Genomic DNA, 13,186 nt, shown 5'->3' on the forward strand with positions numbered 1-13,186 from the left:
GGTCTGCGCTTCGCGATCCGCGAAGGCGGCCGTACCGTCGGCGCCGGCGTCGTGGCCAAGATCATCAAGTAATCTTAGGCACCGCAAGCAACACCAAAAAGGGCCGCTCATTGAGCGGCCCTTTTTTTGTGTGGTCAAACGGCAGAGGCTATGATCCGATCATGTGGATTTCAACTATTTTGAGCGCATTGCTGGCAGCAACGCCGACTGCAGCAACTCCGGTAACTTCGACGCCGCTCAACGCAGTACAGGACAGGGCGCCCGCTATCGTTGGCCGGTTGGAGCGCTATTCCGATTTCCCGTCCGAGTACGTCAGCGCGCGAAACGTGCAGGTGTGGTTGCCGCCTTCGTATGACGCGGACCGCACGCAACGCTATCCGGTGTTGTACATGCATGACGGGCAAATGCTGTGGGATGCCACGACGACCTGGAATCATCAGAGTTGGGATGTAGATGATGTCATGACGCGCCTGATCCAAAGCGGTGAGATCCGCGAGGCCATTGTCGTGGGAATCGATAACTCGCCGCAGCGGTTTGCGGAGTACATGCCTCGCAAGGCGATCGCCGGTCCGGTTCGCGGGTTGCCCGATCAGCCGTTGATGAAGCCCGTGGACATTCAATCCGATGCCTACCTGCAATTTCTTGTGCGTGAGCTCAAACCGTTTGTCGATGGGCACTACCGCACGCGGCGCGGGGCAGCGGATACGATGATCGCAGGATCGAGTATGGGGGGACTGATTTCGCTGTATGCGATGACCCAGTATCCCAAGGTGTTTGGCGGTGTCGCGGCCATCTCCACGCACTGGCCGGCGGGTGAGGGGGCGATGGTGAACTATCTGGCGCGGCATCTGCCTTCGCCACGAGATCACAGAGTGTATTTCGATCACGGCACGGCGACCTTGGACGCGCAATACGCCCCGTACCAGCAACGTACCGATGCCGTGATGCGTAATCGCGGTTATCGCTGCGGTGAAAACTGGCTATCGAAAACGTTCGATGGTGCCGACCATAGCGAGACGGCCTGGAATCAGCGGCTCGATGTGCCACTGCGTTTTCTTTTGGGTAAGCAATTAACGCGTTGTTGATGTTCGAAGACCGTTCATGCCGTTGTGAGCATTCAATCGTGAACGCGCATTGGCCCTTGTCACGGTTTTCTCTGAATCGGCGAGAACGCTAGATCACCACGCTCTGGCAGTTGCAAAGATATTGACGTCTACTCCGTCTCTGCCAAAGTCGAGGGCGAGTCCAATGCGGCCGCTGCAGCGGCGGTAGGCCTGGAGACGGCTGCGCAAGCGCAAACTAAGAATGACCTCAAGGCTACGATCAAGAGCGAGAAGCCCAAGGCCAAGCGCAAGGGCCGCTAACTTCCTAGCATCCCTATGTAACGCCGTTCAAAAAAAGCCCCGCATTTGCGGGGCTTTTTCCGGTCGTTACATATGTTCGAGTTCGACACCTTTGGTCTCGCGAACCCATCGCCAGACAAAAATGGCACTGAGTAGCGCAAAGAATGCATAGAGTCCGTAGGCAATTTGCAGACCGGCGGCTGCCAGTACCGGGAATGTCATGGTCACGAAGAAATTTGCCAGCCACTGAGCCGCTGCCGCCGCCGAGAGGGCAATGGCGCGAAGGCGGTTGGGAAACATCTCTCCCAGCAGGACCCACACCACGGGACCCCAGCTCACGCCGAAGAAGATGACAAAGGCATTGGCAGCAAACAGAGCGACCGTGCCAAGTGATCCGGGCAAGGTCAGGTTGGAGCCGCTGCCGGTAGCTTGCGAGAAGCAGTACGCCATGATTGCCAGGGTAATTGCCATGCCGATCGAGCCCGTCAGCAGCAAGGGCTTACGGCCAATGCGATCGACCAGTGCAATCGCGACCAAGGTCACAGCAATGTTGATGATCGAGGTCAGCACCGTCAGTTGCAGCGCATTTTCTTCGGTGAATCCGACCGATCGCCACAGCATGGCCGAGTAATAGAAGATCACGTTGATGCCGACAAACTGCTGAAATACCGACACAAAAATGCCGATCCAGACGATGGGCATGAGTTTGCCGCCTTGGAACAGGTCCTGTAACGACTGGCGGCGATCCCCACTTAGGGTGGAGCGGATTGAATCAATCAGTTGCGACTGCTGCGCAGGTGCCAATCCCTGTGTACGACTTAGAACGGCTGCTGCCTCGGCTTCGCGTCCGCGACCGACCAGATAGCGCGGCGACTCCGGCAGTGTCAATGCCAGGCCGCCGTACAACATGGACGGCACTAACATGCTGAGGAACATCCAACGCCAGGCTTCGATGCCGCCCCAAGAAGGCATGGCTGCACCACCGGCTGCATGTGCAGCCCAGTAATCGAACAGCAGCGCGGCAAAGATGCCGGTCACGATCGCCAACTGCTGCAGACTGCCGAGTCGTCCGCGACTGGCCGCCGGTGCGATTTCCGCAATGTAGGCGGGCGCAATCACCGAGGCCATGCCGACACCCACGCCGCCGATTACTCGCCAGAAAATCAGATCCCATACCGAGAATGCAAAGGCCGAACCGACCGATGCAGCACTGAACATTAGGGCCGCAACCAGCATGGCGCGCACACGGCCGAAGCGATCGGCGATACGGCCCGCACACCACGCGCCAACCATGGCGCCCAGCAGCGCCGAGGCCACTGCAAAGCCGAGCAGGCCATCGCCTAGCTGGAATTTTCCGCGAAGCGCATCAACGGTGCCGTTGATTACGGCGCTATCGTAGCCGAACAGAAATCCGCCCAGCGCGGCAATACCGGCGATGCCAAGGACTCGTCCACGTCCTTGCGGAACCCCGGAATCAACAGTAACGGGTGGAGGGGTGAACTGAGCCATTGATCGGATCCGGAATGTGAAGCAGTTAGGCTAACCCAATTGGCGCCGACTGTGGAAATTGAACCCGCGCCTGGGTTCGTCCTGCGGCCACTTCGGAATAATCGAGCCGCCAGCCCATGTGCTCGACGATGCGAGAGAGCAGTTGCATGCCGATACCGGCTGAATGCATGGAGTCACCGCGCAGGACGCGGCGATACAGCTCGCTGACCTCCTGCGCACTCATGGTGCTGCCCGGATCGGTAACAGTCAGCGTGCCGTCGCGATCCCAATGCACCTCGATAGTGCCGTGATCGCTATTTTCAATCGCGTTTCGCAGCAGATTGGCCACAATGACCTCGACTAGAACCGGCGGAGCCAGCAGGTTGCCCTGATTCCCGCCGCTCTGCACGATCTGCAGCTGCTTGTGCTGCAGCAAGGCCTGATGCAGCTGAATCTGCTTCTGGGCGATGGCCACCGGGTCCACCTGACTCGACTGCTTCTGCAGGCGTTCCGGGTTGCGTGCCAGTAACAGCAGGATTTCCAGTAGCGATTGCAGATCCTGAGTGGTTCGGCGGGCGCGTTGCAGACGGGGCACCTCGCGATGATCACGCTGTGCCTCATCCTGCATCAGCTCGAGTTCGTTACTCAGCACGGCGACCGGCGTACGCAATTCGTGACTGGCCATCTCGACAAAGGCTCGCTCGCGTCTCACGTAATCGCCGATGCGACCGGAATATCCGTTGACAGCGCCGGCTAGCGTCCTGACCTCGTGCGTTGCGTCGGCCGGGGGCACCAGGCGAACGTCGGAGACCTCCGGATCCAGCAGGCTGATTTCCCGCACGACGTCGCTCAAGGGTCGAAGGGCGCGCTTGAGACTCCAGGCTCCCAACAGGCCAGCCAACACCATCGTTGCGACAATCACACTAAGGACTTGGGTGACCAGTACGTGCTCTTTCTTTTCTATGGAGCTTGCATCTACTGCGACCGCACGACGATGCCCGTCTCGCGTAGTGGTGAGCAATACGGCATACACCTTGCCGTTCAAAAGGATGTCGTCATGAAGTCCGTCTGAAAGTCCGGAAAATTCGACAGGTATCGAAGAGGTCGAATTGTCGAAACGGCGGATTGGCGAGACTATTTTCGTCGAGTCGACTTGGTCCGATCCGTCCCATGCGGTCATCGCGTTGGTCAGAATGGCACGCCATCCAAATTTCTCCGCACGTTCATTGGAGATCACAGTAAAAGCACTCAGTACCAGAGTCAGTACGACCAGATACAGCACCATCGCCGTAATCATACGGCGCGGTAGGGTGTCGCCTAGCAGCGGTCTCATGGCTTCATCCGCTCGTCTGCAAGCCGATACCCGACCCGCGGCAAGGTATGCAGCAGTTTGGTTTCAAATGGCCCGTCAATGACCTTGCGCAGATCATAGATGTGAGCGCGAAGGCGATCGGCATCCGGCGGATCCTCGCCCCAAAGACTGCGTTCGAGCTGCTCACGCGTGACGGTGTCGGGACTGGCGCGCATTAAGACCTCAAGTAGCCTGCGGCAGGCCGGATACAAGTGAAGCTTCTTACCACTGCGAACGATACGCTGAGTGCCAAGATCATACTGCAGATCAGCGATCTGTAATTGACGTGATTCCACCGGCTTGCGACTCATGAGCGCCTCAAGGCGCACTTCGAGCTCGGCCAATGCAAAAGGTTTGGTGAGATAGTCCTGGACACCGGTGCGGAACGCAGCCACCTTGTCGTCAATGTCATCGCGAGCTGTGAGCATCAGTACCGGTACCGGTCCGCCGCGCTCACGGTACGTGTGCAACAGGTCCAAGCCCTCGAGGCGAGGCAGGTTCCAATCCAGAATGATGGCGTCATAGGACTGTGTTTCGGCGAGTTCCAGTCCGGTGCGACCGTCGGGCGCAGTGTCCAGGATGTAGCCCCGTGGTTCCAGGTAATTGAATATCGAAAGGACCAGATCGCGATGGTCTTCGATCACCAATATGCGTCTCATGGCGCCATTCTGACAGGTTTCTGACAAATCGCACTGCACCATCGGGTCTATGAGAAGCGTAGCATTTACCCCATCTGTCCGATCCGAACCCATAGAGCTGCACTACGTGCTTCCATCGGCGGTGTTTGCAGTGCTGTTTCTGGTGCTGACCTATGGTGGCGTTGATCATGCCGTGGCGCACCGGCTATTCGAGCTCGAAGGCGGTCGCTGGGCACTTCGCGATGCGCCACTGCTGACGCAAGGGTTCCACAGAATCGGTAAGAACATTTCCACTGTGGCGTGGCTGTTTGCGTTGGCGGCATGGGGGTGGGCGTTTATGACGCGCAAACATTCAGACCTTCGTGCTGCATGGGAGCGGGCGCTGCGACTGATTGTCATTAGCGTTGGTCTGTCCACTGCGCTAGTGGCAACGACGAAAGGCATCTCGCACATGGATTGCCCATGGGATCTGCTGGGATTCGGCGGCAGCAAAATATATGCTCCTTTATTCGAAATTGATCGTTTCAATTCGGAACCGGGGCGCTGCTTTCCGGCAGGACAGGCCAGTGCCGGATATGCATGGATCAGTCTGTATTTCGCAGCACTATTGGTTCGTCCAAAGTGGCGATTCCGTGGCCTGGCCATCGGTCTGATCTACGGAATAATTCTGGGCATCGCGCAGCAACTGCGTGGCGCTCACTTCCTGTCGCACGATCTCGCCACGCTCTGGATTTGCTGGATTGTCGGTGCCCTGGTTTATGATGCGATCCTAGGGTGTTCGAATCCGACTGCTGCAGAAACAGGGGCTATCTGAAGTGAAACCATTGTCTGATCGCGTTCAATGGGCCAATAAAGAATGGTCGGTCGAGGCCATCTGCCTGGCCGTTGCCGTGTTCTGTTCGCTCGCGTTCAACTGGACCTTTGTCGGCAAGGTCATCGAGACCAACAGCCTGCAGGGAACCTCAGGTCTGATTCTGGGTGCGGCACTGACGATTGTCGCTACTGCTTTGCACCTGCTGCTGTTCCTGCTGCTGTCCTATCGGTTCACAGTCAAGCCGGTGCTCAGCCTAGTACTTCTGATTTCGGCGGCCGCGGCCTATTACATGTCGCGCTATACGGTTTATCTCGATGTGGACATGTTGCGCAATGTTCTGCACACAGATACCAAGGAATCGCGCGAATTAATGACGCTGCCGATGATTGGAACCATTGCGTTGCTGGGCGGAGTGCCCGCATTGCTGCTGTGGACTCTGCGGATCCAAAAGAGCACCTTGTTAGTTGCGTTCCGCCGGCGCCTGATCTGGATCATCGCCATCTTGGTAGTGCTCGCCGCAACGGCATTCGCCTCGTACCAACCGCTATCCTCGTTCCTGCGCAACCATCGCGAATTGCGCTACCTGGTCACGCCGTCCAACTTCATGATCGGCTTGGCCAAAGTGGGCGCGGGCGAAACCAAGCGCAAGCCGCGTCAGGCCATTGGTCTCGATGCAAAGCTCGTGCCGCAAAAGCCCGGGCAAAAGCCGGCGCTGATTGTTCTGGTCGTGGGCGAAACGGTGCGCGCACAGAACTGGGGCCTCAATGGCTATGCACGGCAGACCACGCCGCGACTGAAAGCCATTGGACCGATCAACTTTAGTCATGTCAGCTCCTGCGGTACCGCTACCGAGGTGTCGCTGCCGTGCATGTTCTCGCCCTGGGGTCGTGCGGACTTTGACATGGACAGGATCAAGAACTCGCAGTCGTTCCTGCATGTTCTGAATCGGGTGGGTATTGATGTCCGCTGGATCGATAATCAGTCGGGTTGTAAGGGCGTGTGCGAAGGCCTTCCCACCGAGTCGATTCAGCATGTCACCAAGGCCACGCCATATTGCACGGTAGAAAAGGGCTGCTTTGACCGCGAGCTGACCGAACGTCTGAAGGCCGTGCCGCGCGTCAACGGCGACCAGTTTGTGGTGCTGCATACGCTCGGCAACCATGGCCCCAGCTATTACGCGCGGTATCCGGCCTCGGCACGCGTCTTTACACCCGAGTGTCTCGAAGACGATCTGGGGCGCTGCACGGTCGCGCAAATCACGAACAGCTATGACAATGCCATCGTCGCGACCGATGCGGTCCTGGCCGATACCATTGCCTATCTGCAGACGATGACCGATCGCGATACCGCGCTGATCTATGTCTCGGATCACGGCGAATCGCTGGGCGAGAACGGACTGTTCCTGCATGGCCTGCCGTATTCGATTGCGCCGCAGACGCAAAAGACCGTGCCGATGATCATGTGGCTGAGTGACGGCATCAAGCGTGATCGTCATATCAATGCGACCTGTCTGAGTCAGCGGGCCGCGCAACCGGCCTCGCACGACAACCTGTTCCACAGCGTTCTGGGATTGATGGGCGTCAATACGGCACTGTATCGTGCCGATCGGGATGTGTTCGCGTCCTGCCGATAGGTCATCGCAGGTTAAAATGGAGGAATTCGTTTCTTCCGTGGAGCTGCACATGTCCGATCGCACGATTATCTACACCCTGACCGATGAAGCGCCAATGCTGGCGACCGTTTCGTTCCTGCCCATCGTTCAATCGTTCACGGCGCCTGCGGGTATCCGCGTCGAAACGCGAGACATCTCGCTGTCCGGCCGCATCCTGGCCCAGTTTCCGGAATTGCTCACCGAATCCCAACGTGTTGCTGATGATCTCGCCGAACTCGGCGCACTGGCAAGCCGCCCCGAAGCCAACATCATCAAGCTGCCGAACATCTCGGCCTCGGTACCGCAACTGAAAGCGGCCATCAAGGAACTGCAGGACAAGGGTTATCCGCTGCCGGATTATCCCGAGGAACCCGCGAGCGACGCCGAACGCGATGCGCAGGCTCGCTACGACCGCGTCAAAGGTTCCGCTGTAAACCCTGTATTGCGCGAAGGCAACTCGGACCGCCGCGCACCGCTGTCCGTCAAGAACTATGCGCGTAAGCATCCGCATCGCATGGGCGCCTGGTCGGCCGATTCCAAGTCGCACGTTTCGCACATGGATGCCGGAGATTTCTACGGCACCGAAATCAGTCACACCATGGCACAGGCTGAGGATCTCGAAATCTCGCTGGTCAACAAGGCCGGTGAGCGCAAGGTGCTCAAGCCCAAGCTGACTGTCAAGGCCGGTGAAATCATCGACGCCTCCGTGATGTCCATGGCCGCGCTGCGCACCTTCCTCGACGCACAGATTGCAGACGCCAAGGCCAAGGGCGTGCTGTTCTCGCTGCATCTCAAGGCCACCATGATGAAAGTCTCGGACCCCGTGCTGTTCGGCGCGGCCGTGTCGGCCTTCTACGGTCCGGTGCTGAATAAGTACGCAGCAGAGCTGGACTCGATCGGTTTCGATCCCAACAACGGTATCGGCGACCTGTACGCCAAGCTGGGCGAACTCAATGCCGGCGTCCGTAGCGCCATCGAAGCAGATATCGCAGCGCTCTATGCCGAGCGTCCAGGTGTGGCGATGGTGAATTCGGATAAGGGCATTACCAATCTGCATGTCCCGTCCGATGTGATCGTCGACGCCTCGATGCCCGCCATGATCCGTGACTCGGGCTGCATGTGGAACGCACAAGGTCAGCTGCAGGACACCAAGGCCGTGATCCCGGATCGCTGTTACGCCGGCATCTATCAGGTCGTGATTGACGACTGCAAGGCCAATGGTGCCTTCGATCCGGCAACGATGGGCTCGGTGCCGAACGTCGGTCTGATGGCACAGAAAGCCGAAGAATACGGCTCGCACGATAAGACGTTTCAGTTTCAGGACAGCGGCAATGTCGAAGTGCGTACCGCTGCCGGTGACGTGCTGCTGAGCGTTAAGGTCGAGGCCGGTGATATCTTCCGCATGTGTCAGACCAAGGATGCACCTGTGCGTGACTGGGTGCAGCTGGCTGTGAACCGTGCGCGTCTGAGCAAGACGCCGGCCATCTTCTGGCTGGATTCCAACCGTGCCCACGACCGCAATGTCATCAGCAAGGTTGAGACCTATCTCAAGGATCTCGACACCACCGGTCTGGATATCCGCATTCTCTCGCCGGTTGATGCGATGGCCGAGTCGCTGCGTCGCATCCGCAAGGGTGAAGACACCATTTCCGTCACCGGTAACGTGCTGCGCGATTACCTCACTGACCTGTTCCCGATTATGGAACTGGGCACCTCGGCCAAGATGTTGTCGGTAGTGCCGCTGATGGCCGGTGGTGGCCTGTTCGAAACAGGTGCCGGCGGCTCGGCGCCTAAACACGTCGAGCAACTGGTCATGCAAAACCATTTGCGCTGGGATTCACTGGGTGAATTCATGGCGCTGGCCGCATCGCTGGAGCATCTCGCCAATCGCACCGGTGATGCCCGCGTTCAGGTGCTTGCCGATGCGCTGGATGTGGCCAATGGTCAGTTCCTCGACAGTGACCGTTCGCCTAAGCGTGATATCGGACAGCTCGATACGCGCGGCTCGCATTTCTACCTGGCAATGTACTGGGCGCAGGCACTGGCCGCTCAGACTGCCGACAAGGAACTGGCTGCGCACTTCGCTCCGATTGCTAAGGCGCTGACGGACAACGAGGCCACCATTGTGTCGGAGCTCAATGGTGCTCAGGGCCGTGCTCAGGATATCGGCGGTTATTACCGTCCGGACTTTGACAAGCTCAGCTCGGTGATGCGTCCGAGCACCACCCTGAACAAGGCGCTGTCAGCTTAAGCTGACAGCGACCGTGTTGCCAGACGCCGTTCAATGGCGTCAAACAGCAGGCCCGCAATGTTGAGTCCGAACTGGGCATCCAGTTCGCGGATACAGGTAGGGCTGGTGACGTTGACTTCCGTCAGGTAGTCGCCGATCACATCCAGTCCCACAAACAGCATGTCGTGCTCGCGCATCAGCGGGCCGACTTGCTGTGCGATCCAGCGATCGCGATCGGTGAGGGGACGGCCTTCGCCACGACCGCCGGCGGCCAAATTGCCGCGGAATTCATCGCCCTGCGGAATACGGGCCAGACAGTAGTCGACCGGTTCGCCGTCGACCAGCAGAATGCGCTTGTCGCCTTGCTTGATGCCGGGGATAAATTGTTGCGCCATCGCCAGGTTGCGGCCATCGTGCGTCAGCGTTTCAAGAATGACGTTGACGTTGGGTTCGCCATGCGACACGCGAAAAATAGAGCGACCGCCCATGCCGTCGAGAACTTTCAGAACGGCCTGACCGTACTGCTCAACAAAGGCTTTGAGCTGCGCGCGATCGCGTGAGACCAAGGTGGGCGGGCAGCATTGCGGAAACAGCAGCGCCGCCAGCTTTTCATTAAAGTCCCTCAGGCCCTGCGGATTGTTCACCACCAGCGCGCCCTGCTGCTGCGCCATAGACAGCACGATGGTGTCCTGCAGATAGTTGGGATCTACAGGTGGGTCAGTGCGCATCAGGACTACATCGTGGCCATCAAACACATGGTTGGTGAACTCGCCCAGCTCGAACCAGCGGTCCGTATTGTCCCAAACCTGCACGGGAGCAGCGGTGCAGCTCGCTTGGCCTTGCGCAATATGCAGATGACCGGGTTTGATATAACGCAGCTGCGCGCCGCGGCGTTGCGCCTCGAGCATCATGGCAAAGGTGGAGTCCTTGACGATCTTGATCTTCTCGATCGGATCCATCACCACGTAGACGGTATAAGTCATGTTTAAAAATCTCCAAAATGTGCTTGTAGCGCGGCGATGGCCGCGATGCCCGCGGTCTCTGTGCGCAGGATGCGTGGGCCCAGGCGCAGCCCGCTAAAACCGGCGGCTTCGAGCTGAGACAGATCGCGCTCGCTCCAGCCGCCTTCGGGTCCAATCGCAATCGCAATGGCCACGGCTGCGTTCTGCAGTTTCAAGGTGCGCAGGTCGGCGCCGGCGGTGGGTTCCAGCAGCAGACAAACCGGTGCATCTATCGGCATGCTGACCAGATCGCAAGGTGGCGCAACGGTAGGGACGGTTGCACGCCCCGATTGCTCGCAGGCACTGATCACGACTTGGCGCCAATGTTCATGACGCTTGCGGGCGCGCTCGCCGTCGAGTTTTACTTCGCCGCGTTGTGAATGCACGGGCACGATTTGCGCCACCCCGAGTTCCGTCGCCTTTTGCAGGATCCAGTCCATTTTGTCGCCGCGGGCAATGCCCTGAATCAAGGTGATGCGCAGCGGCGATTCATTGGTCCGGACCTGTGCCGATTCGACGACGGCGGTACCGGCCTTCTTGCCGATTTCCGCAAGCCTTGCGGTGTAGTCATTGCCGTCGCCATTAAACAGCACGCAGGTGTCGCCGGGCTGCAGCCGCAGAACGCGCCCCAGATGCGCTGCGGCATCATCGGGCAGCTGCACGGAGACACCGGCCTGCAAGGGCAGATCGACAAAGGTTCGCGTCACTCTCATTGCGGCCATTCTCCATGTTGCGCCAGCTCGGCGATAGCCCCTTGCGTCACTGTGGCCAGTTTCTCGATGTCGCCCTGATCCACACAGTAGGGCGGCATCCAGTACAGAACATTACCCAAGGGCCGCAACAGTACACCGTGCTCCAGCGCGTAGCGATAGGCCCGTAGTCCGGCTCGGGCGGGGTCGGCGTATTCGCTGTTCGGCGTGCCGTCGGGGCTCAGTTCAAAGGCCACGATCATGCCGGTCTGGCGGCGCTCGCAAACGATCCCATGACCATCTAGCGTGTTCGCTGCATTGGCCAACCATTGAGTCCGTTCCCGATTGGTTTCGATGATGGCGTCGTCCTTGAGAATACGCAGTGTCTGTAACGCCGCAGCACAGGCCAGGGCGTTGCCGGTATAGCTGTGCGAATGCAGGAACGCACGCTCGCGGCTGCGATCGAGGAAGCCGTCGTACACCGATTGCGTTGTTATAACGGCAGCCAGGGGCAATGTGCCGCCGGTCAGGCCTTTAGACAGGCACAGAAAGTCGGGTTGGATAGCAGCTTGCTCGCACGCAAACAGCGTACCGGTGCGGCCAAAGCCGACCGCAATCTCATCGGCAATGAGAAACACGCCGTACTGATCGCAAAGAGCGCGCGCACCCTTAAGGTAATCAGGGCTGTGCATGCGCATGCCGCCGGCACATTGCACCAGTGGCTCCAGAATGACAGCGCAAACGGTCTCGCCACATTGCTCCAATGTGCGTCGCAGGTCGTCTAAAGCCATCGTGCTCGCAATTTTCGGGTCGGTGCCAAACGCATCCGGCGAGCGTACGAATAGGGGCTCTGCGAGCAGCGGCGCGTACACGCGCCGATACAGCGGTACATCGCCTACAGCCAACGCGCCCAAGGTCTCGCCGTGATAACCGTTGTGCAGACTGACAAAGCGGGTACGTAGCTGGTCGCCGCGATTGCGGAACCAGTGGAAGGCCATCTTAAGGGCCACCTCGATGCCGGCCGAACCGTTATCGGCGTAGAACACTTTGGCTAATGGCTCACGATCCGGGTCGCGGGGTGCCAGTTGCAACAGCTGCTCGGCGAGCTCTACGGCCGGTTCATGCGAGGCGCCGGCCAGGATAACCTGCGAAAGTTTTTTGGCCTGTCGCGCGACAGCCTCGGCAATGCGTGGTTCCGCATGGCCAAACAAATTGACCCACCAGCTCGACACGGCATCGAGATAGCGCTTGCCGGAATGGTCCACAAGGTAAGCGCCATGGCCGGACGCAATGGTCAGCAAGGGAAGCGGATCCGGGTGCTCGGCCATTTGGGTGCACGGGTGCCACAGCACCTGCAAGTCGCGGCGGCGCCACTGGTCGTCTGCTATCATGACTCGGAATCGACAGGGTTCATCGTTCCATTATCCATGACGCGACGCTATCCGATCATCCACGCTCGCCGCCCCATCCTAGGGCAGCCGCCGCATGGCGAGGAGATTGATCTCGAATTCTCCAATGGCGAGGCACGCACCTATCGCCGCATGCTTCAGCCCGGCCATGGCGCTGTGTATGTCGTGGCCCTGCCGGATCCCGAGCACGTGTATCTGATCCGCGAGTATTCCTGCGGCATGGAGCACTATGAGCTGGGCCCCGTTAAAGGCCGCATCGATCCGGGTGAAACCCCGGTTGAAACGGCCAATCGCGAACTGCGTGAGGAAATCGGTTTTGGTGCCCGTCGTCTCGATCACGTTCGCAGCATCAGCCTCAATCCTAATTACATGACGCATGCGGCGGAGCTGGTGATCGCACGCGATCTGTATCCGGAAACGCTCGAAGGCGATGAGCCCGAATCGCTGGAGCTGGTGAGCTGGCGACTCGACGATCTCGAATCGCTGCTATTGCGGCCCGACATGACCGACGGCCGCTCGTTTGCGGCGTTGTTTATCGCGCGGCAATGGCTGCGCGAATTCGGTTGAACCGC

The 13,186-nt window shown here is 59.1% G+C and carries 12 protein-coding genes; 6 read left to right on the forward strand and 6 right to left on the reverse strand.

The window, feature by feature from the left end:
- Together V3390_RS05125 and V3390_RS05130 are read left to right on the forward strand one after the other, a co-directional pair.
- Positions 1-72: EF-Tu C-terminal domain-related protein (locus V3390_RS05125; RefSeq protein WP_005655288.1), on the forward strand; the 72-nt coding region annotated here is incomplete at its 5' end.
- Between the two features lie 89 nt (positions 73-161).
- Entirely contained in the window at positions 162-1,085 is a 924-nt protein-coding gene (locus V3390_RS05130; RefSeq protein WP_331703650.1) for an alpha/beta hydrolase, read from the forward strand.
- Between the two features lie 345 nt (positions 1,086-1,430).
- On the opposite strand, the gene V3390_RS05135 is transcribed toward V3390_RS05130, so the two are convergent.
- Genes V3390_RS05135 through V3390_RS05145 form a run of 3 tightly spaced genes read right to left on the reverse strand, consistent with a single transcriptional unit; the run spans position 1,431 to position 4,841 of the window.
- Positions 1,431-2,852 carry a sugar porter family MFS transporter gene (locus V3390_RS05135; protein WP_331703651.1) on the reverse strand — a complete coding sequence of 474 codons (1,422 nt, stop codon included), beginning with the start codon at positions 2,850-2,852 and terminating at the stop codon, positions 1,431-1,433.
- 25 nt (positions 2,853-2,877) lie between these two features.
- Positions 2,878-4,164 (reverse strand): ATP-binding protein, encoded by a 1,287-nt coding sequence (locus V3390_RS05140; protein WP_331703652.1) that lies wholly within the window; start codon positions 4,162-4,164, stop codon positions 2,878-2,880.
- Positions 4,161-4,841 (reverse strand): response regulator transcription factor, encoded by a 681-nt coding sequence (locus V3390_RS05145; protein ID WP_331703653.1) that lies wholly within the window; start codon positions 4,839-4,841, stop codon positions 4,161-4,163. The genes V3390_RS05140 and V3390_RS05145 overlap by 4 nt, the downstream gene beginning before the upstream one ends.
- A 106-nt stretch (positions 4,842-4,947) precedes the next feature.
- Here V3390_RS05145 and V3390_RS05150 point away from each other — a divergent pair, with 106 nt between their 5' ends.
- From V3390_RS05150 to V3390_RS05160, 3 genes are read left to right on the forward strand one after another with little or no spacing between them, the layout of a single operon-like run.
- Positions 4,948-5,634 (forward strand): phosphatase PAP2 family protein, encoded by a 687-nt coding sequence (locus V3390_RS05150; RefSeq protein WP_331703655.1) that lies wholly within the window; start codon positions 4,948-4,950, stop codon positions 5,632-5,634.
- 10 nt (positions 5,635-5,644) lie between these two features.
- Positions 5,645-7,267, forward strand: coding sequence for a phosphoethanolamine transferase (locus tag V3390_RS05155; protein WP_331703656.1), 1,623 nt, complete (start codon positions 5,645-5,647; stop codon positions 7,265-7,267).
- A 49-nt stretch (positions 7,268-7,316) separates the two neighbouring features.
- Positions 7,317-9,536: an NADP-dependent isocitrate dehydrogenase gene (locus tag V3390_RS05160; RefSeq protein WP_331703657.1), complete on the forward strand. Its 2,220-nt coding sequence runs from the start codon at positions 7,317-7,319 to the stop codon at positions 9,534-9,536.
- On the opposite strand, the gene gshB is transcribed toward V3390_RS05160, so the two are convergent.
- From gshB to bioA, 3 genes are read right to left on the reverse strand one after another with little or no spacing between them, the layout of a single operon-like run.
- Positions 9,533-10,498 carry a glutathione synthase gene (gshB, locus tag V3390_RS05165; RefSeq protein ID WP_331703658.1) on the reverse strand — a complete coding sequence of 322 codons (966 nt, stop codon included), beginning with the start codon at positions 10,496-10,498 and terminating at the stop codon, positions 9,533-9,535. The two genes, V3390_RS05160 and gshB, sit on opposite strands and share 4 nt — an antisense overlap.
- A 2-nt stretch (positions 10,499-10,500) precedes the next feature.
- Positions 10,501-11,229, reverse strand: coding sequence for a 16S rRNA (uracil(1498)-N(3))-methyltransferase (locus V3390_RS05170; RefSeq protein WP_331703659.1), 729 nt, complete (start codon positions 11,227-11,229; stop codon positions 10,501-10,503).
- On the reverse strand, positions 11,226-12,596 hold the full coding sequence (gene bioA, locus V3390_RS05175; protein WP_331703660.1) for an adenosylmethionine--8-amino-7-oxononanoate transaminase: 1,371 nt from the start codon (positions 12,594-12,596) through the stop codon (positions 11,226-11,228). The genes V3390_RS05170 and bioA overlap by 4 nt, the downstream gene beginning before the upstream one ends.
- Before the next feature lie 36 nt (positions 12,597-12,632).
- Between bioA and nudE the strand changes: the two genes are divergently transcribed.
- Entirely contained in the window at positions 12,633-13,181 is a 549-nt protein-coding gene (gene nudE / locus V3390_RS05180) for an ADP compounds hydrolase NudE (RefSeq protein ID WP_331703661.1), read from the forward strand.
- Positions 13,182-13,186: the final 5 nt, after the last annotated feature.

The organism is Aquilutibacter rugosus, assembly GCF_036541335.1.
GTDB classification, from domain to species: Bacteria; Pseudomonadota; Gammaproteobacteria; order Xanthomonadales; family Xanthomonadaceae; genus Aquilutibacter; species Aquilutibacter rugosus.

Excerpts from the sequence above, each read along its gene's own strand:
- V3390_RS05145 (WP_331703653.1), bottom strand. The coding sequence starts at position 4,841 with ATGAGACGCATATTGGTGATCGAAGACCATCGCGATCTGGTCCTTTCG.
- gshB (WP_331703658.1), bottom strand. The coding sequence starts at position 10,498 with ATGACTTATACCGTCTACGTGGTGATGGATCCGATCGAGAAGATCAAG.
- V3390_RS05140 (WP_331703652.1), bottom strand. The coding sequence starts at position 4,164 with ATGAGACCGCTGCTAGGCGACACCCTACCGCGCCGTATGATTACGGCG.
- nudE (WP_331703661.1), top strand. The coding sequence starts at position 12,633 with ATGACGCGACGCTATCCGATCATCCACGCTCGCCGCCCCATCCTAGGG.
- V3390_RS05160 (WP_331703657.1), top strand. The coding sequence starts at position 7,317 with ATGTCCGATCGCACGATTATCTACACCCTGACCGATGAAGCGCCAATG.
- V3390_RS05135 (WP_331703651.1), bottom strand. The coding sequence starts at position 2,852 with ATGGCTCAGTTCACCCCTCCACCCGTTACTGTTGATTCCGGGGTTCCG.
- bioA (WP_331703660.1), bottom strand. The coding sequence starts at position 12,596 with ATGATAGCAGACGACCAGTGGCGCCGCCGCGACTTGCAGGTGCTGTGG.
- V3390_RS05170 (WP_331703659.1), bottom strand. The coding sequence starts at position 11,229 with ATGAGAGTGACGCGAACCTTTGTCGATCTGCCCTTGCAGGCCGGTGTC.
- V3390_RS05130 (WP_331703650.1), top strand. The coding sequence starts at position 162 with ATGTGGATTTCAACTATTTTGAGCGCATTGCTGGCAGCAACGCCGACT.